Consider the following 23,838-nt stretch of genomic DNA (forward strand, 5'->3'; position numbering starts at 1 on the left):
AATATAGTAGTATGGCTTATGTACCACTACGAGAAGCAGTCAAACAACTGGGACTGCACCCAAACACTTTAAGGAAGTACGCAGACAATGGCAAGATTGAAAGCATCAAAAACGAAGCAGGACAAAGACTTTTTCACGTTGAATCCTACCTCCGTGGTGCAGCTAGAACTTCCATTGTCTGCTACTGCCGAGTTAACTCAACCAAGCAACGAGACGACCTTGGTAGACTTGCCTATATGCAATCACTCTACCCAGATGCCGAAATCATCAAAGATATCGGCAGTGGAATCAACTTTAAAAGGAAAGGACTGCAAACCTTACTGGACAGACTTATGCGGGGAGATCAGCTCACGCTTGTTGTTACCTGTCGTGACCGACTCGCAAGGTTTGGATTCGAGCTTATTGAGTACATGGTTGAGCAAAACGGTGGACGAATCGTGGTTCTTGACAACACTGTACATTGCCCAGAATCAGAACTTACCTCGGATCTTCTCTCCATCCTCCACGTCTTCTCTCGTCGGATGCACGGACTCAGGAAGTACAGTAAAAAAATCAAGGAAGATCCGGATCTTTCTCACAACCGAGCAGAGGCGGATCGTTAAACAGTGGTTTGGTGTATCCAGGTTTGTTTACAACACCACCGTCAAACTGCTGCAAGACTCTAGCATTAAGGCTAACTGGAAAGCGATTAAGACTGACATATTGAACGGACTACCAGAATGGAGTAAATCAGTCCCTTATCTTAAATCAATCGCCATCAAAGATGCTTGTAAGTCTGTCAGCAATGCCAAGAAAAAGTTTAAAACCGGTGGTGGTGTTAGTAAGATTAGATTTAGGTCAAGAAAAGACACCGTACAATCTTGCTACATTCCCAAATCTGCCGTAAAAGACTTGGGGATTTACCACACTATATTAGGTAAGGTAACCTTCAAAGAAGCCTTACCACAAAGCTTTGGCGACTGTCGTTTAGTGTTTGCCTACCGTGATTACTATTTGACAGTTCCAGAGGACGTGCCACAACAGCAGTCTGATAACCAAGGACGTGTTGTAGCACTTGACCCCGGTATCAGAACATTTATCACCTTCTTTTCTGAATGTAGTTTTGGTGAAATTGGCACATCTGCTAATTTACTTCAGAAGCTGTGTTTTCGTTTGGATAAGTTAATTTCTAAATTCACTCAAGCCAAGTGTAAACAAAGAAGAAGGATGAAACTTGCCGCCAGTAGACTGCGAGGTAAAATCAAAAACCTTGTAGACGAATTGCACAAGAAAACTGCTCGATTTTTGGTTGATAACTTTGACATGATTTTACTGCCAACCTTTGAAACATCCCAAATGTCTCAGAAGGCGAAACGACGAATTAGGTCAAAGTCAGTGCGCCAAATGTTAACACTCTCTCACTACCGATTTAAGCAGTTTCTCAAGCACAAAGCTTTTGAGACTAATAAAGTAGTGATGGATGTGAACGAAGCGTACACATCAAAAACAGTCAGTTGGACTGGTGAAATCATCCCCAACCTTGGTGGTGCTAAGTTCGTTAAGTCTCCATCTGATGGGCGGGTAATGAGCCGGGACATAAATGGTGCGCGGGGGATTTTCCTACGTGCATTGGTTGATACGCCCTCTCTTAAAGAGTGTATTTGTTAGTGAATGTTAGCAAAAAAGTATCGGTATAATTCCCTATTCCCCATTCCCCGTTAATTTACATTTTTACATTTTTAAAGATCCATGCAAAGTCAAACAATTGACCCAGGGAAAACTCAACTGAATCATCATCCTGCAACAGCCCATACTGATCATGAAGAACATCCAGACCTGCGCCTATTTGGCCTAGTGATGTTTCTGGTTGCTGAAGGAATGATTTTTCTGGGGATGTTCGGAGCCTATTTAGCTTTTCGTGCTACCTTACCAACATGGCCTCCAGAAGGAACGCCAGAATTAGAACTATTGCTACCCGGAGTCAATACCATCAATCTAATTGCTAGCAGTTTTGTCATGCACAATGCTGATACCTCCATCAAAAAGAATGATGTCAAGGGGATGCGTATTTGGTTGACAATTACGGCTGTGATGGGTGCTGTTTTCTTGATGGGTCAGGTTTATGAATATGCCCATCTGGAATTTGGTTTAACAACCAATTTGTTTGCCAGTGCATTTTATGTTTTAACTGGCTTCCATGGTCTGCACGTTACTATTGGCGTTTTGGCTATTGTTGCGGTATTGTGGCGATCGCGCGTTCCTGGTCACTATAGTAACGAAAAGCATTTTGGTATCGAAGCCGCAGAAATCTATTGGCACTTTGTAGACGTAATTTGGATTATTCTGTTCGGATTACTCTATTTACTTTAAAGACTAATTATCACTGCAGCAAAGTTACTCAATCAGCCCCTAGATAGGGGTTTTTTTGATCAAGTTTGGCTTTCATAGTTACTAAAAATATAGTCAAATATTTTTAGCTTGGTAAGGTCTAAACCTTACTGGGCTAACTACAAGCCTCTCTACTGAGTTTCCATCAAAGATAGAGTCCCCAGCTACCTTTCTTAATATATTTAGGGAACCATTCAAGTCTGCTGAATATATTTTCCCAGACTTAGACCTAAATAAACCTCTGTTGATTCTTTTACCTAAATAGTGTTCATGCTTTTTGATAGGTTCAAAATCTAGAAAACTACATTTTGAAGTGTAGCTCTCTTCAGTTGACTATTGAAAAAGGCTTGACGACATAAATAAACAGCACAGTTGAATAGGTTTTTTGATAAAAAAGACATTTGAGCAATCACCCCAAACCACTTGTTATTTCCTTTGATTATGTGTCGTTCAACTAATCGCATTCTGACTCCAGGCATTTAAGAATGCACTTGTGTTTTTCTTTTCCTTCTTCTTAGACCATAGATTCTCCCACAGAAAGCGTACAAGCCTTTATGCTTGACCGTCTAAATTGCTTTTATTTTCAGCACTAGATACTCTGGTATAAATCACAACTCATTCAAAGGTTTTTTGTACATCAACGATGACTCTACCTGTAGGAAGCTGAGTAGCTTTAAGTTCACCACGTTTCCACATCCTCCAAGCAGTCTGGTAAATTATTCCCTTTGATTTAGCGTAGTCAGATAGTTTCATTCCCAAAATATCCCATAAATGATTACATCTGACTATATCTGATTATATTTTGATCATTTAAACCTTATACTCCTCACCGAAAGACCTTTCTCTGTCATCTTGAAGACATTGGTCAAGATGTATTAAGCTAAACGACAACTGATATTCATGATGTACACCCATCTGTCTATATATCAGTCATACCTTGTATTTGCTATCACATCAATTGCTGAATAAATCTGGGAAGAGGAATCGGATTCCTTGCATGAGCAAGGTTAATAATTTTTACGGAGTCAGTCAGTATGTTAAAGCAAATTTTTAAAGGTAGCTCAGTTTTGTTTTTGTTGCTTGCAGGTAATCTTTCAGCTCTTGGACAAACTCCAGAATCAAGACCTCAAACTCAACTGTCTAGAGGGATCTCGGAACAATTTCAACAGTCTCAAGGACAAACTACTGTCAGCCCCGAAGAACTGCAAAAATTTGCCAGCATTCTCCCCAGGTTACAGGAAATTGCCGAAACAGGGCAACAGAGAAGTCTACAAATTATTGAGCAATCACCCCTAAGCGTAGAGAGATTTCAAGAGCTGTCCCAAGCACAACAAACACCCGGTACTCAACCGTCTTCACCAGCTACTCAAGAGGAGCAACAGTCTTTTAACCAAGTAGCCGCCCAGGTTCAGTCAATCCAACAGGAAACCGTGTTGCAACAGCAGGAAGCTGTGCAGGCTGGGGGTCTAGAACTCAACCGCTTTAATGAGATATTTATCGCCGTTCAGCAAGACCCGGCTTTGCAACAACAACTACAGCAGCTAATTCAGAACAATTAGCCGTTAATTATCGGCGTGGTTTTTTCTGAGAAACAGTCATAACCGGTAGAGTACTACTAGAGGATTGGGGAGGTAAATAATGTTGTACTTCCGCCGCATCCGGTAGGGGTTGTCGTTGCTGGATACGCCATAACTTAAAAGCTAGACTAATCCCAGCAGTTCCCAAACCCACAGCAAATAATGACCAACTATCATCCAGTCCACCAATCAGGGCATCTACCACGCCTATGGTCATCAATACGCTGATGATGGGATCTTTTCTGTAGGCTGACTTTAAAAAACGAGGTAATACAGCATTCATCACAGCTTGGTTTGTCCAGATTACCTGAGGTTTAACTTGATCAACAATAACTTACACATTAACTGCCATTGTGACGATATGCATCTAGCTAACTAGATTTTTTTTGCGCCATAGATGGCAAGTTGTGCAAGCGGGTATGCTATTAGGTAGAGATACGGTCAAAACCAGCTAAAACAACTAGCTGGTTAAAACACTTCTAATTACTAGCTTACAACCGGAAATTTTATATTTTCTAGTCCCACTATTTCAGGCCTAGCCATGATAGCACACCTTGGTTAGTGAAGTACTCAATCACCACCATCAATAAAAAGCCAATCATTGCTGCTCGGCCATTTAAGCGTTCGGCATATTCATTAAAGCCAAACTTAGGCTCTTCTAATTTGGGGGTAATTGTTGGTTGTGATTGTGACATTTTCTAGAAACCTCTTTTTGGCGGGAGTTAAAACAGTGAACAGTAAAGGATTATCAAACTTGCAGACGGCATTGATCACCACACTGAATTTAAAACTTGGAGAACCTGACCCCCAGATGATTGGTAACTGGTGGTAGTGATGGTGGTGCATAAATCCCCGAATCTGCTACAGCCTCCAAATAGGAAACCGTACAATCCTATTTTAACAATTTGTAATTATTTTTTATATATTGTAGAAATATGGGGGCAATAGTCAAGGGCAGGAGTTTGATCACCTAGCTGAGTAATTAGCTATCCCTAATACGGAAGTGCAAGTCTGAGCAGGCTAAAGTTGAACAAAAAAATCATTAGAGGCGGAACATGGAAATCGGCGTTCCTCGGGAGTTTAAGGATCAAGAGTTTCGGGTAGGGTTAAGTCCCTCTAGTGTGCGGGTACTCAGAGAAAATGGCCATACCATTTTTGTTCAGAGTCAAGCAGGTAGTGGTGCGGGATTTACAGATGAGGACTATCAACAGGCCGGGGCTGAGATTGTTTGCACAGCCGAAGCAGCATGGAATCGGCACTTAGTTGTCAAAGTCAAAGAACCTTTGACAAATGAGTATAAGTATTTACAAAAAGGGCAGATATTATTTACTTATCTGCATTTAGCAGCCGATCGCAGTTTAACCGAGCATTTAATTGATTGTGGCACTTGTGCGATCGCTTACGAAACCGTAGAACAAACCGGTGCCAATAAACTACCCTTGCTCAGTCCCATGAGCATTATTGCTGGTCGCCTAGCAGTACAATTCGGAGCCAGATTTCTAGAACGCCAGCAAGGTGGTAGAGGAGTTCTCTTAGGGGGTGTCCCTGGGGTCAAACCAGGAAAAGTAGTAATTTTAGGCGGCGGCGTTGTGGGTACAGAAGCGGCTAAAATTGCTGTGGGTATGGGTGCTGCTGTGCAAATCTTAGATGTAAATGTCGAGCGGTTATCTTACTTAGAAAATGTATTTGGTTCTAGAGTAGAACTACTATACAGCAACTCAGCCCATATCCAAGCTGCTATCAAAGAAGCTGATTTACTCATTGGTGCTGTTTTAGTCCCCGGACGCAGAGCGCCCATACTAGTATCCCGTGAATTTGTCCAACAAATGCGCCCCGGTTCGGTAATTGTAGATGTTGCAGTTGACCAAGGCGGTTGTGTAGAAACTTTACACGTGACCTCACACACCAATCCTGTATACATAGAAGAAGGTGTCGTACATTATGGAGTTCCCAATATGCCGGGTGCAGTACCTTGGACGGCTACCCAAGCCCTTAATAACAGTACATTACCTTATGTTGTCCAATTAGCAAATTTAGGTATTAAAGCCCTAGAAGTCAACCCAGCCTTAGCTAAAGGCCTGAATGTGCAAAATCACCGCTTAGTACATCCAGCAGTGCAAGAAGTTTTCCCGGATTTGGTAAATTAAGATATTCGGTAATTGCGCTACTATATCCTCTAAGGTTAGACCAAAAAGCCTGCCTATGCAGGCTCAATATTTTATGCTTAAAATTTAATTGTTAGCTAATCTTGACGAGTATGTGGTATAATTTATTCTGATAATCAATAATTTTGTCTTGATAGCTAGTTAGTAGGATTGGCCAAGAGAAATGAAAATTATATGTTCGCAAATACCAAAACAAATAGAACTACCTTTACAATTAGTAACTTATCAAAACAAATTTACTTTCATAGATTTATTTGCTGGAATTGGTGGTTTTAGAATTGCTTTAGAGAAATTAGGTGGTCAATGTTTAGGATATTCCGAAGTTGATAAACAAGCAATAAAGGTTTATAAACAAAATTTTATTAGCTACTTAAATAAAGATGAACTTGACCTAGGCGACATTACTAAAATCAGTGAACTACCACCTTATATTGATATAATAGTCGGTGGTGTTCCTTGCCAACCTTGGTCAGTTGCAGGTTGTTTAAAAGGTTTTGAAGATCCCAGAGGTAAATTATGGTTTGACGTAATTCGATTAGTCAGAAAAAGTCAACCTAAAGCCTTTATTTTTGAAAATGTCAGTGGATTAGCCAGCCCAAAAAATCGAGACAACTTAGAATTGATTTTACAACAATTCCAGAATATAGGATATTGTGTTAAATGGAAAATATTAAATGCCTATGACTTTGGTTTACCTCAAAATAGAGATAGAGTTTTTATTGTGGGAATTAAAAATAATATAGACAGATATCAAGAATATAAATTTCCTAATCCTTTAAATATTCATCCCAAAGTTTTAGATATTTTGGAGGATATCAAAAATATCCAAGTTGTGGAAAAGGTTAAGTTAGGTAGTGAGACCTTATTTAGAGGTGTAGTTCCACCATCTAGAACTAGATTTCAAAAAAACGATGAATTAAACGATTTTTTTATCTTTTCAGATTTGAGAAATGGACATACAACAATCCATTCCTGGGATATAATCTTCACCACTGACAGAGAAAAAATGATTTGTTTAACTCTTCTTAAACATAGAAGAAGTAAAAAATACGGTAATAAAGATGGTAATCCTTTATCTTTTAAAAATTTTCAGGAAATAATATCTGATATCCAGGTTAGTGAATTAAATGAATTAGTCAAAAAATCAATATTGCGTTTAACTCATGATAATAAGTATGAATTTGTTAACTCTAAAAATATGACAGGTATTAATGATATTTATCGAATTATTTTACCTACGGCGGATATTGTGCCAACTTTAACTGCGACTGGTGCTAAAGATTATATAGCAACAGTATCTATTTATGCTACTCATCCGGAAGATTATAAAAATATTTTCCTAGAAAAAATATATAGAAATAAAAAATATATACCTATTACTGCAAAACACGCTTGTAAGTTACAAGGTTTTCCAGCAAACTTTAATTATCATGAGAAAGATGATATTGCAAGAAAACACTTTGGTAATGCTGTTCCCGTCCCTGTAGTCGAGTATGTAGCTAAAGAATTACTCAAAACTCTGGAAATTTAAGTTTTATTTATAAAAATTGTCTTGATAAAAAATATCATCAAATTCTGCTGCAAAATTTTCTTTCCCTAGTTCAATAAAAAGTGATTTAAGTTGTCCAAAGGTGTTTTCCATTCCAGAACAAAAATCCCAAAACTCATTTTCAACCCATATATCTTGGTCAATATCTAAGGGAGAATTAGTTAACATACTTTTCTTGTTTTTATACCAATCTTGCGTAAAAGGATTAAAAGGAATAGCAATACGAGCTTCTAAGTTAGCATCAGGATTTTCAGCAAACCTATATGTATACCACTCTAGAAGTTGCTTATTGAATCCTTTAAAATCACCTTGATTTGGTTGTGTAGTTTTGAGATCAAAAATATATTCTATTCCGTCTTTACAAAAATGAATATCAACTCCAGTTCCAGGTGGAGGAGATGTATATTTACCTATATCTTGATGATGAGTTGCTAAAGCAGCTTCTTTTAGTCTTTTTATACATTCCTTAGTGGAAACTCTCTGATTATTTGGCTTATTTTCACGTTCATAAACTAATTGATTGAATTCATTCCGCAATTTTTCCGGAAATGGTTCAGGGCGTAATATTCTTTTATGTATAATTTCAAACCCGTTGATTTCTGCTAAGGTTTTAGCTATGGGTTCCCAAAAAGTTGTACCTAAACTAGTTTCTAAACCGCCTATCAAAGAGCGTATTCGCCTTTCAACAGGGAAAATATCATCTAATACTTGGTAATTTTTGACTTTTTTATCTTTAAAGAAATTCCTAATTGATTCTTTCAAGGTAACTTTGATTCTATCTTTAATATCTTTATCCATAATGTATATCAAAATCAGCAAAGAAATCGTAAATATAAGTACGATGAAGTTATGCCTTTTTCGCTTGTTCTTGACATAATTTTATTTGCTTCCTTCGCTGGTTTATAGTCAGAGCAAAACGCCTTTTTATATCCACTAATTTATTTACTCCAAGTAATACTCAAAAACTTATAGCTTATACTTAACATTCAGCACTTACTCAATGAACATCAACCGGGACAAATCCTGGACAAGTGATATTCTCTACTAAAGTATCATACAAATTTAACTTTTGAGTATATTGACATTGTAGCCGAAAAGTGTATCCTAGGTATGGCTAACCCAGGGAGATAAATCGTGGAATTTTTATCCGATTCTGTGGTGTTATCACGGATGCAATTTGCATTAACAGCACTATTCCATATGCTCTGGCCAGTCCTAACAACGGGGATGGGGATTTATCTGGTCATCGTTGAAGGAGTATGGCTAAAAACTCAAAATCCTGATTATTACCTTCACGCTCGGTTTTGGTCTAAATTTTATGTCCTTAACTTTGGTATTGGCGTAGCAACGGGTATACCCATGGAATTTCAGTTTGGCACCAATTGGGGACCATTCTCGGAAGCCGTGGGTAACTTTTTTGGTAGTGTTATTGGTTTTGAGGCTTCTTGGGCGTTTATGCTAGAAGCTGCATTTTTAGGCATTATGTTATTCGGCTGGGAGCGTGTCAATCCCGCCATTCACTATCTTTCCACAATTTTGGTAGCTGTAGGTGCGAACTTATCCACCCTGTGGATTTTGACAGCAAACTCCTGGATGCAAACCCCCGCAGGTGGGCAAATGGTGGATGGTAAATTTATTGTCAGTGATTATTTTCAAGCAATTTTAAATCCCTTTATGGTTAACAGTGTACTGCATATGTTTTTCGCGACACTGGAAACCTCTTTATTTGTGATTGGGGGAATTAGCGCTTGGTATATTTTAAAGCAACGTCAACCGGGTTTCTTTTCTAAGTCTTTTAAGATTGCCTTAGCAGCTGCGATCGCAGTTGCACCATTACAAATATACATCGGACACCTCAGCGGCGAGCAAGTTTATCACTATCAACCCACGAAACTCGCAGCCATGGAAGCCCAATGGGAATCTTCACCAGCGGGACAACCTGCTGACTGGAGTTTGCTAACCATACCCAACGAAAAAGCCCAAAAAAACGACTGGGAAATCACCGTTCCCAACGCCCTGGGGTACATTCTGGAATTTAAGAGAAATCTTTCCGAACCAGTACGGGGACTAAAAGAGTGGAAACCAGAGGATCGACCCCACATGGTCGGTTTAATTTATTACGCCTTCCGCACCATGATCGCCATTGGCTTTTTCTTAGCCGGTTTAATGTTATTCAGTACATTACAATGGTTACGCGGTAAACTATCAGTAGAAAACATCACCCAGCAATCCTGGTTGTTACGGGGTTGGATACTTGCAGCACCTCTAGGATACATCGCCGTAGAGTCCGGGTGGATTGTGCGCTGTGTAGGAAGACAACCTTGGACACTTTACGGACAAATCCGCACCGTTGACGCTGCTTCTCATATACCTGCTAGTAATGTTTTAGTTTCACTCAGCAGCTTTGCTACAGTTTACACTCTCTTATTTATTGCAGCTTTGTACTTTGGTAGTCGCATAATACGTCAAGGTCCAAATCTAGATTTACCAGTCCCAGGACTAGAAATTACTCAACCCGCAGTAGAAACCACCCCTGGGGAGTTTCTACCCGATGAACGTCCCGCAGAAGCACAACAATAATCAGAAAATTCCACAACCTCTAATTTAGCAACCAATCTCAAGAGTTAATTATATGGAGACACTCCAGTATTTTCTCCCCCAAGTATGGTTTGTAATTTTGGCTTTGTTCCTGTTCCTCTACGTCATGCTAGACGGTTTTGATTTAGGGGTGGGGATACTATCTCTCACCTCATCCGACGAGGAACGCCGGGGAATTTTAATGACCAGTCTCAGTAATATTTGGGATGCAAACGAAACCTGGCTAGTTTTAATGGGAGGGGGTCTGTTCGGTGCGTTTCCCTTGGCTTATGGCACAATTTTAAGCGCCTTGTATATTCCCATTCTGACTATGGTGTTTGGGTTTATTTTCCGGGGAGTAGCGTTTGAATTTCGGGAGTTATCCAACCGCAAATTTTTATGGAATTTTGCCTTTGGTGCTGGGAGTTTTACCGCCGCGCTCGGTCAAGGTTTTGCTTTAGGTGCGGTACTCAAGGGAATTAAAGTTGATGAAGCTGGACACTTTATTGGTACAACCTGGGACTGGTTGAGCATTCCTTCTGTGTTAGTGGCTTTAACTTTGATTCAAGCCTATGTTTTAATTGGTTCGACTTACCTAGTGTGGAAGACTACAGGAGAATTACAAGCTACTCATTTTAAAACTGCTAAAATTGCGGCTTGGACGACTTTAATAGGCGCTATTTTCATCACCATTAGCACACCAATTATTTATGAAAATGCCAGAGCACGCTTATTTCAACAACCACTAGTATATATCTTTGCGGTAATTCCTGTGTTGGGAGTGTTACTAATTTGGCAACTTCTCAAGAGTCTTAACCTGAGAGAGGAAAGAGCGCCGTTTGTCTGGACTATTCTTTTATTTGTCCTGACTTTTTTGGGGTTGGGATTAATTGTTTTTCCTTATATTATCCCTAATCAAATTACCATTTATCAGGCGGCGGCTGATCCGAGTTCCCTGGTAATTATGATTATTTTTATCGGGTTTCTGATTCCGGTGATGTTGTTTTACAACCTTTACCAGTACATTGTGTTTCGCGGTAAGGTGACTGGGGGACAGTATGGGGAGTCATAAAGTCATGGAAGGAAGGTGATCTAGAACTCCCCTGACCTCTCACGACTCATCTACAATAGAAATAGAATTTGTTGAGATTTGTATAGTTAGAGTTTAAGCTGTCATGGCTCCTGCCGTTTTAATTGAAAAGCTACAAAAGAACTACGGTCAAGTAGTCGCAGTCAAAGATGTATCCTTTGAGGTGGAACCGGGGGAAATCTTTGGTTTACTCGGTCCTAACGGTGCGGGTAAAACTACGACTCTGCGAGCTTTATGTACTCTGACAACACCGGATGCTGGCAAAATCGAAGTATCTGGTATATCGGTGACGGAGAACCCGAAAATCGCTCGCCAAAAACTGGGCTATGTAGCCCAAGAAGTCGCTTTAGATAAGGTTCTAACTGGACGGGAACTACTACAACTCCAAGCAGCGCTGTATCACATTCCCCGGTCCGTGGCTAAACAGCGGATTGATATGGTGTTAAATTTACTGGGTTTACAGGAATACGCCGAGAAAAAGACCGGAACCTATTCCGGTGGTTTACGCAAGCGCCTAGACTTAGCAGCGGGTTTACTCCATGCTCCAGATGTTTTAGTGTTAGATGAGCCGACCGTGGGGCTTGACATAGATAGCAGGTTTGTGGTATGGGAATTTTTACGCCAGTTACGCGCCTCTGGAACAACAGTATTGATTACCAGTCACTATTTAGAAGAAATCGACGCATTAGCCGATCGCGTGGCTATTATTGACCGTGGTACGGTGATTGCTGTTGGTACACCTTCTCAATTAAAAGATCAAGTTGGGGGCGATCGCATCACTCTGCGCATCCGGGAATTTTCCCCAGCAGAAGAAGCCGAAAAAGCCAAACAAGTGTTACAAAACTTACCCTTTGTCCAAGAAGTAATTATTAACAGCGCCCAAGGTAATTCCCTCAACTTGGTAGTAACACCAGAAAATGATGCCTTAATGACCATACAGCAATCCCTCAACACTGTGAGCTTGCCGATCTTTGGTATTTCTCAATCTCGGCCCAGCCTAGATGATGTTTACCTCGCGGCCACCGGGCGAACTTTGCTGGATGCAGAACTCGCTGCAATTAGCACCCGCGATCTCAAAGCTGAGAAAAAGCAAAATATGAGATAGTCATTGGTCATGGAACTTCCCGCTTTTACCCTACTTCCTAAATTACTATGAGTGTTACCCCTAAATCTGAAATGAATTGGCAGCAATTAGCATCGCCAGAATTAGATGTGAATACTGCCCCCAATTTATTGGGTGAACTAGTCCAAGAGACCCTAGCTTTAACTCGTCGGTTGTTTATTCAATTACAACGCCGTCCCTCAACCTTAGTTGCTGGAATTATTCAGACCGGTGATGTGGTTAGTGCTATTTGGGGCTTTATTCCAAAATGCCCCCAAAGGTTTGTTTGGAACTACGAGCAATTACGGTCAATTTTTGGCGGCTGGTGTAATTGTGTTTACAGCTTTTGCGGGTGCTTTGAATGCTGGGTTACCGGTGATGTTTGACCGGGAATTTGGCTTTTTAAATCGGTTACTGGTAGCACCTTTAGCTTCTCGGTTTTCCATTGTCTTTGCTTCCGCCATCTTTATCATTAGCCAAAGTTTACTACAAGCAGCGGTAATTGTAGCAGCAGCAGCATTTCTAGGGGCAGGCTTACCCGATGCCGCCGGGTTGAGTGCGATCGCCTTAATCGTGTTTCTGCTCTCCTTGGGTGTAACCGCCATTTCCCTGGGTTTAGCCTTTGCCTTACCTGGACACATTGAATTAATTGCGGTTATTTTTGTCACTAACCTACCCTTATTGTTTGCCAGTACCGCCTTAGCTCCTTTATCCTTTATGCCAGGGTGGTTGCAAATTGTCGCTACCCTCAACCCCCTGAGCTTTGCCATAGAACCAATTCGTTACCTATATCTTCACAGCGATTGGGGGCTAAATAGTGTAGTCATGTCAGCACCTTGGGGTAATGTTACCTTTGGGGGAGCGCTCCTGGTGTTGTTTGGCTTTGCGTTGATAGCTTTATTGAGCATTCAAACCCGACTGCGGCGGACTCTGGCCTAAAAGCTCAGTCAGCTAAATTATTGATAGTAATTTTACAGTCAAAACTCCATGGAAAAACCATTTTTATCACTTACTCAATTTTCCCTGCTCAGTGTTGCAGGAATTAGCGTGGCTTCCTTGCTTCTCGCTCCACCGAGTTTGGCTCAATTTAACTCTGTAGATCGTGGTACAAACCAGAATAGTGACCCATTAGCTAGCCCAAACTCAGGTGATTTAAATATGTTTGATATTATTCACCGCGCGAATTTGGGGAATGTCAACTGGAATGCTGATGAGCAACAACAACAAATAGACTCAGCAGCATCCGACTTTAGAGCCAGACAACAAAAAGCTTTTCAAGAACAGGAACGCTCAAATACAGATTCACCATCGGTTTTACCTCAAGGAACTGAATCACCATAAATTGGATTTGAATTAACCTGATAGGTTAATTCAAAATCTCAAAACTACAGACCAAGTGCCGCTAAAACATCACTGGCGTGGGTAGTAGTATTTACACTAGCGTCAACATGAACGATTTTGCCGTTAGGGTCAATTACGTAGGTAACACGCTTGGCGTAACCACCGCCATCGACATCATAAGCCTTGATTAAACTTTGGTTAGTGTCAGCCAACAAAGGAAAGTTGAGATTATATTTTTGGGTAAAGGCCTGATGAGAGGCTTGATCATCGGCGCTGACTCCCAGCACCACTACATCTTTACCTAAATATTCAGGTTGAGCATCCCGGAAGCTACAAGCTTGTTTGGTGCAACCCGGGGTGTCATCTTTGGGGTAGAAGTATAAAACAACTGTCTTCCCAGCAAAATCAGATAATGAAACCGTATTACCGTTAGTATCTTTGACGGTAAATGCAGGTGCATCCGTACCAACTGCTAGAGGCATAATGAACCTTTCCTGTTTTAAATTGATGACTTTGAAATTTTACAATAATTTACAATATTTAAGGAATTGACTCAAAAAAATCGTACTCAAAATTGGGAAGTGACCAATGACTAATGACCAGAAAACCTTATCTTATGCCAGTAGTACAGTAGAAAGGGCTAGGCGATCGCTTATATGCTCTCCTTTTAATCTTGTATTGTTGCAAGCTATGCGTCAGCAGAGTTTACCATTAAGTGCCATCGCTATGGAAAATGGTGTCCAGAATGGCTATACTAAAAGCCCTTTATCAGAATTGGCTTGTGATGATGCTTTAAACTGGCTGATTCAAGTGGGTATTTTGCGGCGAGAAGTGGATGGTCAGGGAATTACGGATAGTTTCCGCCTCACTCCTCTAGGTCATCTGTTGGTGGAACAATTCCATGGCCAAAATTGGCCTAATGCTTCCTGGAGCGATCGCTTGTATAATGCGGTAGTTTACTGGTTTCGACTACCCTTTTAATTACGAACTATGAAAGCAATTATGGTAGTGGGAACAACATCCCACGCAGGGAAATCACTGATAAGTACAGCTATTTGTCGGATTCTGTCGCGGCGTGGTTGGCGGGTCGCTCCCTTTAAAGGTCAAAACATGGCTCTGAATGCTTATGTCACCGCCAATGGGGGAGAAATTGGTTATGCTCAAGCAGTACAAGCTTGGGCAGCTGGTGTTATCCCTGGGGTAGAAATGAACCCAATTTTACTCAAACCCCAGGGGGATATGACATCCCAAGTGATTATCAAAGGTAGAGCTGTAGGCAAAGTCAAAGCTTCAGATTATTATGAACAATACTTTAATATTGGTTGGCAGGCAATAGAAGAGTCTCTAAAACATTTATCCACAGAATTTGATTTACTTGTCTGTGAAGGTGCGGGTAGTCCGGCGGAGATTAACCTCAAGCACCGCGACTTAACTAATATGCGGATAGCAAAATATTTAAACGCACCAACTATATTAGTAGTTGATATTGACCGGGGTGGTGCTTTTGCTCATGTGGTGGGAACTCTGGAGTTACTAGAACCAGAAGAACGTCAATTAATTAAAGGTATAGTAATTAACAAATTCCGGGGTCAGCGATCGCTTTTGCAACCCGGGATAAAATGGTTAGAAGAACGTATTGGCATTCCTGTGATTGGTGTGATCCCTTATTTTCAAGAAATTTTTCCCGCCGAAGACTCCCTAGACCTACTAGAACGTAAGTCATACAAAACCAATACTGACCTGAATATCACTGTTATTCGCTTACCCAGAATTGCTAACTTTACCGATTTTGACCCCTTAGAGTCGGAGCCGAGTGTTGCGGTAAAATTTCTGAGTATGAAGCAAGATTTAGGACATCCCGATGCCGTAATTATCCCAGGAACAAAGACCACAATTACCGACTTGCTACTAATGCATAAAACGGGTATGTCCGAAGCAATTAAAAACTATGCAGCTTCTGGCGGTACAGTGTTAGGTATTTGCGGCGGCTATCAAATGCTAGGGCAAATTATCGCTGATCCCGAAGGAGTAGAAGGACAAGCTGGTAGATTTCAGGGGTTAAATCTTTTACCCATTAGAACTGTAATTACCGGACAGAAAATTGCTCGTCAGCGCCAAGTTAGCTCCAATTATCCCCAAATGGGTTTACCAGTCAACGGCTTTGAAATCCACCAAGGGCGATCGCGCATAGAACAATCAGAAGATAACCCAGGATACCATCATTTATTTGATGATCCTAATTTAGGACTAGTGGATAACTCTCAATCTGTTTGGGGTACATATCTCCACGGACTGTTTGATAATGGCCCTTGGCGACGGGCTTGGTTAAATCGTCTGCGTCAACAACGAGGTTTAAAATCTTTGCCTACAGGTGTTGCTAACTACAAAGAACATCGAGAACAAATTTTAGACTCTCTGGCTACAGAAATTGAAACCCATTTAAACTTAGAGCCAATTTTACCTTAACTAAAATTATTGTTCATGACTATTCGCGTCCGCTTTTTACCAGATGATGTGACTGTTAATGCCGAAGTGGGAGAACCGCTGTTAGATGTAGCGCAACGGGCTGGGGTGTTTATTGCCACCGGGTGCCTCATGGGTTCTTGTCATGCTTGCACTGTTGAACTAGAAGATGGCGAAGTCATTCGCGCCTGTATTTCCTCAGTGTCACCAGAGCGCGAAGAAATGATCATTAATTTGTATGGTGACCCTACTTGGTAATTCTTTGTCCTGATTTTGTTACGTGAGCATTTAATATTTAGGTATCATAAACCTATAGCAATAATGCGGCTAGCCCCCATAAATAGAATTTAGGGGCTAAGTCGTGGTAGTTAATTTGGTCTTGAATGGCTTGGGGTGGTTAGTTTTGAGATTTAACATTCAAAGCATATTCTTTGAACCTTTCCAAATCAGCTTCAATGGTAGACTCAACTACCCGCCCCAAAAACAAATTATCCATAATTTTGCCAATAATTCCAGGGATGGCATAGGAAACCGTCATTTTGACAATACTACTACCATGGCGGTCATAAAAGCGGATCGCACCTTGATTTGGCAGACCATCAACGGATTCCCATTGAATAATTTGCTCTTTGACGACCTTGATCATCCGGGATTTCCATTTAAATTCCAGACCCCCTGTACTAAGTTTCCATAGAGATATGTCCGGGTTGTCTGGCGAAATCCTCACAGAATCAATCCACTTCATCCAACGTGGCATTTGCTCTAAGTCAGACCACAGACCCCATACTAGTTCTATGGGAGCATCGACTTCAATCTGCACACTATGCTCTAACCACTCTGCCATTTTCTTTGATTCCGATACTTTTTTGCTAACATTCACTAACAAATACACTCTTTAAGAGAGGGCGTATCAACCAATGCACGTAGGAAAATCCCTCGCGCACCATTTATGTCCCGGCGCATTACCTGCCCATCAGATGGAGACTTAACGAATTTAGCACCACCAAGGTTGGGGATGATTTCACCAGTCCAACTGACTGTTTTTGATGTGTACGCTTCGTTGACATCCATAACCACTTTATTAGTCTCAAAAGCCTTGTGCTTAAGGAACTGCTTAAATCGGTAGTGAGAGAGTGTTAACATTTGGCGCACTGACTTTGACCTAATTCGTCGTTTCGCCTTCTGAGACATTTGGGATGTTTCAAAGGTTGGCAGTAAAATAATGTCAAAGTTATCAACCAAAAATCGAGCAGTTTTCTTGTGCAGTTCGTCTACAAGGTTTTTGATTTTACCTCGCAGTCTACTGGCGGCAAACTTCATCCTTCTTCTTTTAGGCGATTTGTCTACCAAGGTCGTCTCGTTGCTTGGTTGAACTAACTCGGCAGTAGCAGACAAAGGAAGTTCTAGCTGCACCACGGAGGTAGGATTCAACGTGAAAAAGTCTTTGTCCTCCTTCGTTTTTGATGCTTTCAATCTTGCCATTGTCTGCGTACTTCCTTAAAGTGTTTGGGTGCACTCCCAGTTGTTTGACTGCTTCTCGTAGTGGTACATAAGCCATACCGCTATCTTAGCATTTGTGAGGATATATAATCTATTGTTAGCAAATAACTAGCTATTGGCTAACCTCTGCTTGGTGCGTTTGCTTATTGTTTCAGGTTCTCTAAAATCACTTTTGCTGCACGCCGTCCAGAAATGGTTGCTCCCTCCATGCTGTCAATATAATCTTGTTGAGTATAACTACCTGCTAAAAAGAAGTTATGCACTGGGGTTTTTTGGTCAGGACGGTAAGGATCCATCCCTGGTGCTTCTCGGTAGAGTGATTTCGCCAGTTTTACAACACTATACCAAGTCATATTCAGTTCGCGGGATGAGGGGAACAGTTCATGAACTTGTTTGAGGACGTGTTGGGCGATCGCTTCATTGGTTTGTTTAATAAAAGGATCTCCCGGTGTGAGTACCAACTGTAATAAAGACCCTTGTCCCGGGCGATAATAATCACTGGGACTAGCCAGGGCTAAATCAGCAAAACAAGAAAAGTCAGCATCGGCAGTATAGAGTAAATTATCTATCCCCGCGGCATGATTTAGCTGTTTGCGTTCGTGTTCATCTTGGAGTTCTGTTACCCAGCCATCAAATCGCAGCTGTACTGTGGCCACGGGTACTGCATCTAATTTATAAATATTGTCAAATTCCGACCACTTACGCCACTCTTCGGGTAATATACGCTGAATCCCCGGGACATCGCAAGCACACAGGTAAGCATCAGCCCTAACGGTTTGTGTGGTGTCACCTTGGGCAACTACAATACCAGTTACCTGAGTTTGTTCTCCTGATTGAGTAAATTGAATTTCCCTGACTTGGCGACGAGTATGAATTTTAACGTTTCTTGCTTCTAAATATTTCAGGATGGGCTTGTGCAAATACTCATCTGGGGAACCTTCCAGCATCCGCATAATTGAGGCTTCAGTTTTAGATGCAAAAAACTGGAAGATTGTCAACATACAACGGGCGGAAATATGATCACAATCAATAAATCCCAAAGCATAAGCAATGGGGTTCCACATCCGTTTGATACTACCCTCACTACCGCCGTGACTGCGGAACCATTCAGCAAAGCTAACTTTATCTAAGTTACGGATAGTTTTCATCGCCCCGTTGAAGTCTACTAATCCGCGAACAATGGGGCTAGTACCCAAGGCGATGGCATTTTGTAGTTTATCTTGTAATGATAATTGAGAAGTTGTAAAAAATGCCTTTAATCCATTGAAAGGCGCACCAGTAATAAAGCGAAAATCTAAACTACCAGTACGTCCCCCTTGATTAATAAAAGTGTGGGTATGTTCTTTTAGCCGTAAATTGGATAATGCCCCCACTTTCTCCATTAAATCAAATAGCTGGTAGTAACAACCAAAAAATACGTGCAATCCCATTTCAATATGGTTGCCATCTTCATCTACCCAACTACTGACTTTACCACCAACAAATGGGCGGGACTCAAAAATCTCTACTTCACAACCAGCATCAGCCAAATCTACCGCGGTTGCTAGCCCAGCCAGTCCCGCACCCACAATTGCAACGCGCATTCCATCTTACCCTTTCAGTTTCTTTACAAATTGTAACTGAGTTGGTAGCGGAATTAGCTATTGATTCTTGGGTAAGTTTTAGTCAAATTCTCACTCAGGCATGAGTTGCAGAGTGCCAAAACCTAGGGCTTGATGAGAAAGTGAGTGCGCTTCAAATAAAGCCATCATATCTCCTAATTGGGGGTTGCGACTCGTAGATCCTTTTATTCCTTTGGCAATAATCAAAGCACAGTAGCCGTTGGTGTTTTTACACCGCTCATCCCATTTCTTCCGGGCTTCTCCATGGGTTGGATCATCATCTAAAAATTCACCGAACAAGAATAATTCGCCATTTTCAGTTTGCAACAAACCTAAATCGTAGCGATCGCCATCAAAAGGATCAGCACCCGGATTAAAGCAAATGGCTTTGAGTCCGCCGGCTGCGACAATATTTTCAATGATAGTTTTAGCCTTGGGTCGTGAGGTTTGAATTAAAACTACCGGTAATCCATCACCCACTTTTGATATTTCAGCAGATTGATAATTTAGAACTCCTTGACGCAATGAGTCTAACATTTCCCAAGAGATTACTCCCAGACTGATAAAAGAATTTTCTGGGATCAGATCATCTCGCAAGCCAGGAAAATCAGGCGAGTCTTCGGCTCCCATTTCTAGTTCTTCCATGTCCCAACCTGCCATTTCCTCTAATTCTGCTGCTAACTGCGGCATAGTGGAGACAGTCACAGACAAAGACTTAATTGATTCTGAATTGGATTTAGGTACAGAAATACGATAGCGACGGCTGAGGGTAGGAAAAGTTTCACTATCGAGCTGTTCATGGTAATCGCGGATAAAGCGGATCAGGCTCTCTAGAGCCACAAACACTGCTAGTGCTTCCTCTTCATACAAAACCGACCGCAATCCTTCTAATGGGTGGATATTACCGAAAGTAGGCTCAATTTCCGATATGGGTAAATCGCTTAAATCCTCGTCCCCATCCATTTCATCTTCATCTTCATCTTCATCTTCACTTTCAAAAGTCAGAAATAGACAGTCTTGTTTGAGGAAAGCCTCTTCTAAATGTGCTTGTGATTCATCATCCTCTAAAACTTCTGCCCGAAACTGCCTCAGAGAATCTTCAGAGCGATAAAGTAAAATACCGTACTCCATCCCCAACATCCCCATGACGGAAACGTACAGTGTCCCAACGTCCCAGTTATTAATCTCTATTGATAATATTTGTTGTTCTTGTAAAAATTCCCAAGGTGCAGTGTGCCAAACAGCGAAGGCCTGATCACGCAATACTTGTGCATATTGGGGAGGTAAATCGGGAACTTGGTTATCCTGTATCTCAGTAAATCCGCGGAAAAGTTCGTCGATTAAGGGCAATTCGGGAACGTAATCAATGCTAATATCCAAGCCTTGCAGCACACCCCGCAGGTAAAACTGAATTTCTCGGTCTTTAACTACAATCTTTTGGGGTCTGGCTGGTTTACCAGGGCTATGGGGATGCTCCATTGCACGCATTAAGGTGCGAACAATTGCTTCTGGACCTATTTCAGGAGATACTACATCCATCCCCCGCACCACACCTTGGGAACCATCTACCCAAAGAATACATTCACCGTTGCTCTCGGAGTCTGAAGCTGATGTTGGCGATGATGACATTGGACGGCGATCGCCCTCCCATACAGAAGGAATTTGAGTTAATGTTTTCAACCGACGAGTGGTAGAGCGATTAAAGCTTGTCATAAAGTAGATTAATCAAAAAGAAGCTATTTGGCAGTAGAGCTAGTTCTAAGCTGACTATTTTATAGACAAAACTATACTTATGTTGACAAGAATTGACATAAGTGAGTTAAGAAAATCGCCCACTTGATATATAATACGATATCAGGTATTGAATTAAGACTATTGCCAACGCGAAAACCAAGCAATGATAGCGGTAGTCTTTATTGTAAATCTTAAGAGAAATATCGCGTCTGGCTAAGGCGTGCAAGTCTACTAAGGGATAACCGCTCCCATGCTCCCGTTGAAGTAGAAAGTAAACTCTAGCTTTCTCTAGGTTTTATATAGCAGCTAGCCTTGGGTAAAATCTTCCTAAGACCACACCTGAAGAGTAGTTGCAACTGATGGTTGTTATAAGGAGCCGAACTCTGGAAATGCCCAATCCTTCCATTCTAGGATAATAAGTTTTGGCTACTTTTGACCAATTGTTTACAATTTGGCAAATAATCATCTCAGTCTCGCTACAATAAGAGCAAAAACTCAATGGTGATCCGAGAATTATCAAAAACCTAAATAGGTTACTTATTATACCATTAAAGGAGTTGAAACGGCAACATGACACAAGCAACTCAGTCTCAACAACGTGGAATTCAACTAAGTGAAGCAGCCTTGCGCCAGGTTAAATCCCTGCAACAAAAGCAAGGAGAAGAACTTTGCTTACGAGTGGGAGTTCGTCAAGGTGGTTGCTCTGGGATGTCTTACATGATGGACTTTGAGGACACCAGCAAGATCACTCCTCATGATGAAGTGTTTGATTACGATGGCTTCAAAATTGTTTGCGATCGCAAAAGTCTATTATATCTCTATGGTTTAATGCTCGATTATAGCGATGCCATGATTGGTGGTGGTTTCCAATTTACTAACCCCAATGCAGCCCAAACCTGTGGTTGCGGTAAGTCGTTTGGAGTGTAATATTGTCAGTGGTTGGTTGTCAGTTGTTCATGACTATTGACGGCTGACTACTGACTATTGATTATATAACTATTAACTGATTTGCTATGGCTCAAACAGTTGAATTCCTGTTTGATACAGGATTGGAACGCTATAAAGCTGGTGAACCAGCAGAATCTTTAATCCCAGTATTTCAAGAAGTGTGCGATCGCGCCCCGAAAACAAGTTCTGCTTGGATTTGTTTAGCTTGGTTGTACTTGCTAGAAAATCAACCCAACTTGGCTTACAAAGCAGCACATAAGGCGGTGAAGTTAAATCCACAAGACCCACAAGCCAGAATTAATTTGGCGGTTTCAATGCTGGAAACAGGTCAAAAAGGATTACGAGAACATATTGATTTTGCCAAACAGTTAATTTTTGTTAACCCAGAATGGGAAAGCGATATTAAAGATAGTATTGCCGATGGTTTAAGCCGGAAACCAGATTGGCAAAGTTTGGCAAAAGTTAAAACCTGGCTATTTGAGTCCTAAAATTTAGGATCAGATCCCCCGGGTTTTTCTCCCCAGAGGAAAACTTCTAGGGGGATACAGGGGAAACCAAAAAATTTCCCAAGCCCTTTATATCTATACCGGTTTTTCAACTCCAATTCTCAGTATGAAAGAAAAATTATTAAACTGGCTAAACTTGATTTTAGTTGCTGATGTATTCTTAGTTTTATTTGGCTTTGGCTGGTTAGCGATCGCCGCCTTTGGCGATGCTGCGGGAATCAACCTCGGTTTAGATTTATGGCATCAACTTTGGCAACCTCTGTTTAACCCAGCAATTGGTATCCTGATGGGGGGCGCTATCCTTAGCGGTTTAATTAGTTGGATTTCCCGCAAATTTCAGGCTAATTAACAGTTTTTTAGTGAGGACATTAGTCCTCTTTCCTCCGGTGTGAAAACCTACCCAATAATTTCTTGCAATGCTGGTAATAATTGAGGATATTGATACTTAAAGCCAGCCTCTAAAGTACCTTGAGGCATAACTTTTTGACCTTCCAAAACTACCATAGCTCCATCCCCTAAGAGCAGCTCCAGAGCAAAGCCAGGAACGGGTAACCAGGAAGGCCGTTGCATAACCTCCCCCAAAGTTTGGCTTAACTCTGCCATCCGCACAGGATGAGGAGCAGTGGCATTATACACACCTTTCATCCCCGGGTTAGTTAAAGCTTGCAAAATTAGATTTACTAAATCATCTAAGTGAATCCACGATAACCACTGGCGACCACTACCAAGGGGTCCACCTGTAAACAGCTTGAAAGGTGTAATCATTTTCGCCAAAGCGCCACCATTGCCTAAAACGATGCCAAAACGCAGAATAACCAAGCGGACACCAGCATCTTCAACTTTTTGGGCTTCTGCTTCCCAGACTTCACAGACTTGAGCTAGAAAATCCTCACCAGGTGAACTGGTTTCATCAAAGGTAGCAGTTTCACTCGTGCCATAATAACCAATAGCAGAAGCATTAACTAACACAGAGGGACGAGGATTAGCCAGAGCTATAGCTTCGACTATTTTCTGCGTACCTAGCTGGCGACTATTGAGGATTTTCTGCTTTTGTTCTGGTGTCCAGCGTTCCTCAGCAATGGGTTCTCCCGCTAAATTAACTATACCATCACAACGGTTGATAGCTTCTTGCCAAGAACCAGACACAGTGGGGGTATAGGCTACAATTTCTACTTGAGGAAAAGCCCCTGGGGGAAAAACCTTCACCGCTGTAGCAGGGTTGCGGGTGAACACCAGTATTTGATGACCCTCCTTGTGCAGTTTTTCCACCAAACGACTACCGACAAATCCTGTTGCTCCTGTAATTGCTACTTTCATA

Annotated in this window: 27 protein-coding genes and 1 pseudogene; 17 read left to right on the forward strand and 11 right to left on the reverse strand. The window is 41.4% G+C overall.

Annotated elements, in window-relative coordinates; translation table 11 throughout:
- Positions 1-11: 11 nt before the first annotated feature.
- From AC6IZ0_RS04895 to AC6IZ0_RS04905, 3 genes are all read left to right on the forward strand, one after another.
- Positions 12-602 carry an IS607 family transposase gene (locus AC6IZ0_RS04895; RefSeq protein ID WP_497725280.1) on the forward strand — a complete coding sequence of 197 codons (591 nt, stop codon included), beginning with the start codon at positions 12-14 and terminating at the stop codon, positions 600-602.
- Positions 595-1,647, forward strand: a complete 1,053-nt coding sequence (locus AC6IZ0_RS04900; protein ID WP_497726000.1) for an RNA-guided endonuclease InsQ/TnpB family protein — start codon at positions 595-597, stop codon at positions 1,645-1,647. Before AC6IZ0_RS04895 ends, AC6IZ0_RS04900 begins: the two co-directional genes overlap by 8 nt.
- 81 nt (positions 1,648-1,728) lie before the next feature.
- A complete protein-coding gene (locus AC6IZ0_RS04905) occupies positions 1,729-2,349 on the forward strand; it encodes a cytochrome c oxidase subunit 3 (RefSeq protein WP_280792057.1) in 621 nt (206 codons plus the stop codon).
- Between the two features lie 633 nt (positions 2,350-2,982).
- On the opposite strand, the gene AC6IZ0_RS04910 is transcribed toward AC6IZ0_RS04905, so the two are convergent.
- Complete coding sequence (locus AC6IZ0_RS04910) at positions 2,983-3,120, reverse strand: hypothetical protein (RefSeq protein WP_271731573.1); 138 nt, start codon at positions 3,118-3,120, stop codon at positions 2,983-2,985.
- 281 nt (positions 3,121-3,401) lie between these two features.
- Here AC6IZ0_RS04910 and AC6IZ0_RS04915 point away from each other — a divergent pair, with 281 nt between their 5' ends.
- Positions 3,402-3,926 carry a DUF4168 domain-containing protein gene (locus tag AC6IZ0_RS04915; protein WP_497725281.1) on the forward strand — a complete coding sequence of 175 codons (525 nt, stop codon included), beginning with the start codon at positions 3,402-3,404 and terminating at the stop codon, positions 3,924-3,926.
- Positions 3,927-3,933: 7 nt separating this feature from the next.
- Here the strand turns inward: AC6IZ0_RS04915 and AC6IZ0_RS04920 are convergent, their stop codons facing one another.
- Both AC6IZ0_RS04920 and AC6IZ0_RS04925 read right to left on the reverse strand, forming a co-directional pair.
- Positions 3,934-4,227 carry a hypothetical protein gene (locus AC6IZ0_RS04920; RefSeq protein ID WP_271731577.1) on the reverse strand — a complete coding sequence of 98 codons (294 nt, stop codon included), beginning with the start codon at positions 4,225-4,227 and terminating at the stop codon, positions 3,934-3,936.
- A gap of 241 nt (positions 4,228-4,468) precedes the next feature.
- Positions 4,469-4,639, reverse strand: a complete 171-nt coding sequence (locus AC6IZ0_RS04925; protein WP_271731036.1) for a CAB/ELIP/HLIP family chlorophyll-binding protein — start codon at positions 4,637-4,639, stop codon at positions 4,469-4,471.
- 360 nt (positions 4,640-4,999) lie between these two features.
- Here AC6IZ0_RS04925 and ald point away from each other — a divergent pair, with 360 nt between their 5' ends.
- The gene (gene ald, locus AC6IZ0_RS04930; protein WP_271731035.1) at positions 5,000-6,091 is read left to right on the forward strand and encodes an alanine dehydrogenase; all 1,092 of its coding nucleotides are present in this window, start codon (positions 5,000-5,002) and stop codon (positions 6,089-6,091) included.
- A 181-nt stretch (positions 6,092-6,272) separates the two neighbouring features.
- The gene (locus tag AC6IZ0_RS04935) at positions 6,273-7,640 is read left to right on the forward strand and encodes a DNA cytosine methyltransferase (RefSeq protein WP_280793619.1); all 1,368 of its coding nucleotides are present in this window, start codon (positions 6,273-6,275) and stop codon (positions 7,638-7,640) included.
- Between the two features lie 3 nt (positions 7,641-7,643).
- Here the strand turns inward: AC6IZ0_RS04935 and AC6IZ0_RS04940 are convergent, their stop codons facing one another.
- The gene (locus AC6IZ0_RS04940; RefSeq protein ID WP_280793620.1) at positions 7,644-8,456 is read right to left on the reverse strand and encodes a TdeIII family type II restriction endonuclease; all 813 of its coding nucleotides are present in this window, start codon (positions 8,454-8,456) and stop codon (positions 7,644-7,646) included.
- Between the two features lie 336 nt (positions 8,457-8,792).
- Between AC6IZ0_RS04940 and AC6IZ0_RS04945 the strand changes: the two genes are divergently transcribed.
- The 5 genes and pseudogenes from AC6IZ0_RS04945 (at position 8,793) to AC6IZ0_RS04965 (ending at position 13,768) form a co-directional block, all read left to right on the forward strand.
- Complete coding sequence (locus AC6IZ0_RS04945; RefSeq protein ID WP_497725282.1) at positions 8,793-10,238, forward strand: cytochrome ubiquinol oxidase subunit I; 1,446 nt, start codon at positions 8,793-8,795, stop codon at positions 10,236-10,238.
- Between the two features lie 52 nt (positions 10,239-10,290).
- Positions 10,291-11,307: a cytochrome d ubiquinol oxidase subunit II gene (gene cydB / locus AC6IZ0_RS04950; RefSeq protein WP_271731032.1), complete on the forward strand. Its 1,017-nt coding sequence runs from the start codon at positions 10,291-10,293 to the stop codon at positions 11,305-11,307.
- A gap of 103 nt (positions 11,308-11,410) precedes the next feature.
- The gene (locus AC6IZ0_RS04955; RefSeq protein WP_497725283.1) at positions 11,411-12,430 is read left to right on the forward strand and encodes an ABC transporter ATP-binding protein; all 1,020 of its coding nucleotides are present in this window, start codon (positions 11,411-11,413) and stop codon (positions 12,428-12,430) included.
- Between the two features lie 47 nt (positions 12,431-12,477).
- Positions 12,478-13,366: pseudogene (locus AC6IZ0_RS04960) on the forward strand (ABC transporter permease).
- 48 nt (positions 13,367-13,414) lie between these two features.
- Positions 13,415-13,768: a hypothetical protein gene (locus AC6IZ0_RS04965; RefSeq protein WP_271731027.1), complete on the forward strand. Its 354-nt coding sequence runs from the start codon at positions 13,415-13,417 to the stop codon at positions 13,766-13,768.
- Positions 13,769-13,812: 44 nt separating this feature from the next.
- Here the strand turns inward: AC6IZ0_RS04965 and AC6IZ0_RS04970 are convergent, their stop codons facing one another.
- Positions 13,813-14,250 carry a peroxiredoxin gene (locus AC6IZ0_RS04970; RefSeq protein WP_271731026.1) on the reverse strand — a complete coding sequence of 146 codons (438 nt, stop codon included), beginning with the start codon at positions 14,248-14,250 and terminating at the stop codon, positions 13,813-13,815.
- A 106-nt stretch (positions 14,251-14,356) separates the two neighbouring features.
- Here AC6IZ0_RS04970 and AC6IZ0_RS04975 point away from each other — a divergent pair, with 106 nt between their 5' ends.
- Genes AC6IZ0_RS04975 through AC6IZ0_RS04985 form a run of 3 tightly spaced genes read left to right on the forward strand, consistent with a single transcriptional unit; the run spans position 14,357 to position 16,489 of the window.
- The gene (locus AC6IZ0_RS04975) at positions 14,357-14,749 is read left to right on the forward strand and encodes an Npun_F0494 family protein (protein ID WP_497725284.1); all 393 of its coding nucleotides are present in this window, start codon (positions 14,357-14,359) and stop codon (positions 14,747-14,749) included.
- Between the two features lie 9 nt (positions 14,750-14,758).
- Positions 14,759-16,234 carry a cobyric acid synthase CobQ gene (cobQ, locus tag AC6IZ0_RS04980; protein ID WP_497725285.1) on the forward strand — a complete coding sequence of 492 codons (1,476 nt, stop codon included), beginning with the start codon at positions 14,759-14,761 and terminating at the stop codon, positions 16,232-16,234.
- Positions 16,235-16,249: 15 nt separating this feature from the next.
- Positions 16,250-16,489: a 2Fe-2S iron-sulfur cluster-binding protein gene (locus AC6IZ0_RS04985; RefSeq protein WP_271731023.1), complete on the forward strand. Its 240-nt coding sequence runs from the start codon at positions 16,250-16,252 to the stop codon at positions 16,487-16,489.
- 139 nt (positions 16,490-16,628) lie between these two features.
- Here the strand turns inward: AC6IZ0_RS04985 and AC6IZ0_RS04990 are convergent, their stop codons facing one another.
- From AC6IZ0_RS04990 to AC6IZ0_RS05010, 5 genes are all read right to left on the reverse strand, one after another.
- A complete protein-coding gene (locus AC6IZ0_RS04990) occupies positions 16,629-17,075 on the reverse strand; it encodes an SRPBCC family protein (RefSeq protein WP_497725286.1) in 447 nt (148 codons plus the stop codon).
- 35 nt (positions 17,076-17,110) lie between these two features.
- Complete coding sequence (locus AC6IZ0_RS04995; RefSeq protein WP_497725287.1) at positions 17,111-17,551, reverse strand: zinc ribbon domain-containing protein; 441 nt, start codon at positions 17,549-17,551, stop codon at positions 17,111-17,113.
- A 10-nt stretch (positions 17,552-17,561) separates the two neighbouring features.
- Positions 17,562-17,789 carry an IS607 family transposase gene (locus tag AC6IZ0_RS05000; protein WP_497725288.1) on the reverse strand — a complete coding sequence of 76 codons (228 nt, stop codon included), beginning with the start codon at positions 17,787-17,789 and terminating at the stop codon, positions 17,562-17,564.
- 85 nt (positions 17,790-17,874) lie between these two features.
- Positions 17,875-19,314, reverse strand: coding sequence for a 9,9'-di-cis-zeta-carotene desaturase (zds, locus tag AC6IZ0_RS05005; RefSeq protein WP_271734340.1), 1,440 nt, complete (start codon positions 19,312-19,314; stop codon positions 17,875-17,877).
- 90 nt (positions 19,315-19,404) lie between these two features.
- On the reverse strand, positions 19,405-21,045 hold the full coding sequence (locus tag AC6IZ0_RS05010; RefSeq protein ID WP_497725289.1) for a DUF6930 domain-containing protein: 1,641 nt from the start codon (positions 21,043-21,045) through the stop codon (positions 19,405-19,407).
- 591 nt (positions 21,046-21,636) lie between these two features.
- Between AC6IZ0_RS05010 and AC6IZ0_RS05015 the strand changes: the two genes are divergently transcribed.
- The 3 genes from AC6IZ0_RS05015 to AC6IZ0_RS05025 all read left to right on the forward strand — a co-directional run bounded on the left by AC6IZ0_RS05015 (position 21,637) and on the right by AC6IZ0_RS05025 (position 22,869).
- A complete protein-coding gene (locus AC6IZ0_RS05015; RefSeq protein WP_271732826.1) occupies positions 21,637-21,993 on the forward strand; it encodes an iron-sulfur cluster assembly accessory protein in 357 nt (118 codons plus the stop codon).
- Between the two features lie 86 nt (positions 21,994-22,079).
- Positions 22,080-22,502: a tetratricopeptide repeat protein gene (locus tag AC6IZ0_RS05020; RefSeq protein WP_497725290.1), complete on the forward strand. Its 423-nt coding sequence runs from the start codon at positions 22,080-22,082 to the stop codon at positions 22,500-22,502.
- 124 nt (positions 22,503-22,626) lie between these two features.
- Positions 22,627-22,869 carry a DUF8620 family protein gene (locus AC6IZ0_RS05025; protein WP_271732829.1) on the forward strand — a complete coding sequence of 81 codons (243 nt, stop codon included), beginning with the start codon at positions 22,627-22,629 and terminating at the stop codon, positions 22,867-22,869.
- 47 nt (positions 22,870-22,916) lie between these two features.
- On the opposite strand, the gene thyD is transcribed toward AC6IZ0_RS05025, so the two are convergent.
- Entirely contained in the window at positions 22,917-23,837 is a 921-nt protein-coding gene (gene thyD / locus AC6IZ0_RS05030; RefSeq protein WP_497725291.1) for a thylakoid membrane protein ThyD, read from the reverse strand.
- Position 23,838 lies beyond the last annotated feature (1 nt).

This window comes from Anabaenopsis sp. NIES-4685 (assembly GCF_059725405.1).

What these genes read in the sequence shown, in the direction of transcription:
- ald (WP_271731035.1), top strand. Translation starts at nt 5,000, where the DNA reads ATGGAAATCGGCGTTCCTCGGGAGTTTAAGGATCAAGAGTTTCGGGTA.
- cobQ (WP_497725285.1), top strand. Translation starts at nt 14,759, where the DNA reads ATGAAAGCAATTATGGTAGTGGGAACAACATCCCACGCAGGGAAATCA.
- AC6IZ0_RS04915 (WP_497725281.1), top strand. Translation starts at nt 3,402, where the DNA reads ATGTTAAAGCAAATTTTTAAAGGTAGCTCAGTTTTGTTTTTGTTGCTT.
- AC6IZ0_RS04940 (WP_280793620.1), bottom strand. Translation starts at nt 8,456, where the DNA reads ATGGATAAAGATATTAAAGATAGAATCAAAGTTACCTTGAAAGAATCA.
- AC6IZ0_RS04955 (WP_497725283.1), top strand. Translation starts at nt 11,411, where the DNA reads ATGGCTCCTGCCGTTTTAATTGAAAAGCTACAAAAGAACTACGGTCAA.
- AC6IZ0_RS04920 (WP_271731577.1), bottom strand. Translation starts at nt 4,227, where the DNA reads ATGAATGCTGTATTACCTCGTTTTTTAAAGTCAGCCTACAGAAAAGAT.
- AC6IZ0_RS04925 (WP_271731036.1), bottom strand. Translation starts at nt 4,639, where the DNA reads ATGTCACAATCACAACCAACAATTACCCCCAAATTAGAAGAGCCTAAG.
- AC6IZ0_RS05010 (WP_497725289.1), bottom strand. Translation starts at nt 21,045, where the DNA reads ATGACAAGCTTTAATCGCTCTACCACTCGTCGGTTGAAAACATTAACT.
- AC6IZ0_RS04975 (WP_497725284.1), top strand. Translation starts at nt 14,357, where the DNA reads ATGACTAATGACCAGAAAACCTTATCTTATGCCAGTAGTACAGTAGAA.
- AC6IZ0_RS04985 (WP_271731023.1), top strand. Translation starts at nt 16,250, where the DNA reads ATGACTATTCGCGTCCGCTTTTTACCAGATGATGTGACTGTTAATGCC.
- AC6IZ0_RS04910 (WP_271731573.1), bottom strand. Translation starts at nt 3,120, where the DNA reads ATGAAACTATCTGACTACGCTAAATCAAAGGGAATAATTTACCAGACT.
- AC6IZ0_RS04990 (WP_497725286.1), bottom strand. Translation starts at nt 17,075, where the DNA reads ATGGCAGAGTGGTTAGAGCATAGTGTGCAGATTGAAGTCGATGCTCCC.
- AC6IZ0_RS04995 (WP_497725287.1), bottom strand. Translation starts at nt 17,551, where the DNA reads ATGAAGTTTGCCGCCAGTAGACTGCGAGGTAAAATCAAAAACCTTGTA.
- AC6IZ0_RS04895 (WP_497725280.1), top strand. Translation starts at nt 12, where the DNA reads ATGGCTTATGTACCACTACGAGAAGCAGTCAAACAACTGGGACTGCAC.
- AC6IZ0_RS05025 (WP_271732829.1), top strand. Translation starts at nt 22,627, where the DNA reads ATGAAAGAAAAATTATTAAACTGGCTAAACTTGATTTTAGTTGCTGAT.
- AC6IZ0_RS04965 (WP_271731027.1), top strand. Translation starts at nt 13,415, where the DNA reads ATGGAAAAACCATTTTTATCACTTACTCAATTTTCCCTGCTCAGTGTT.
- AC6IZ0_RS04935 (WP_280793619.1), top strand. Translation starts at nt 6,273, where the DNA reads ATGAAAATTATATGTTCGCAAATACCAAAACAAATAGAACTACCTTTA.
- AC6IZ0_RS04905 (WP_280792057.1), top strand. Translation starts at nt 1,729, where the DNA reads ATGCAAAGTCAAACAATTGACCCAGGGAAAACTCAACTGAATCATCAT.
- thyD (WP_497725291.1), bottom strand. Translation starts at nt 23,837, where the DNA reads ATGAAAGTAGCAATTACAGGAGCAACAGGATTTGTCGGTAGTCGTTTG.
- AC6IZ0_RS04970 (WP_271731026.1), bottom strand. Translation starts at nt 14,250, where the DNA reads ATGCCTCTAGCAGTTGGTACGGATGCACCTGCATTTACCGTCAAAGAT.
- AC6IZ0_RS05015 (WP_271732826.1), top strand. Translation starts at nt 21,637, where the DNA reads ATGACACAAGCAACTCAGTCTCAACAACGTGGAATTCAACTAAGTGAA.
- cydB (WP_271731032.1), top strand. Translation starts at nt 10,291, where the DNA reads ATGGAGACACTCCAGTATTTTCTCCCCCAAGTATGGTTTGTAATTTTG.
- AC6IZ0_RS05020 (WP_497725290.1), top strand. Translation starts at nt 22,080, where the DNA reads ATGGCTCAAACAGTTGAATTCCTGTTTGATACAGGATTGGAACGCTAT.
- AC6IZ0_RS05000 (WP_497725288.1), bottom strand. Translation starts at nt 17,789, where the DNA reads ATGGCTTATGTACCACTACGAGAAGCAGTCAAACAACTGGGAGTGCAC.
- zds (WP_271734340.1), bottom strand. Translation starts at nt 19,314, where the DNA reads ATGCGCGTTGCAATTGTGGGTGCGGGACTGGCTGGGCTAGCAACCGCG.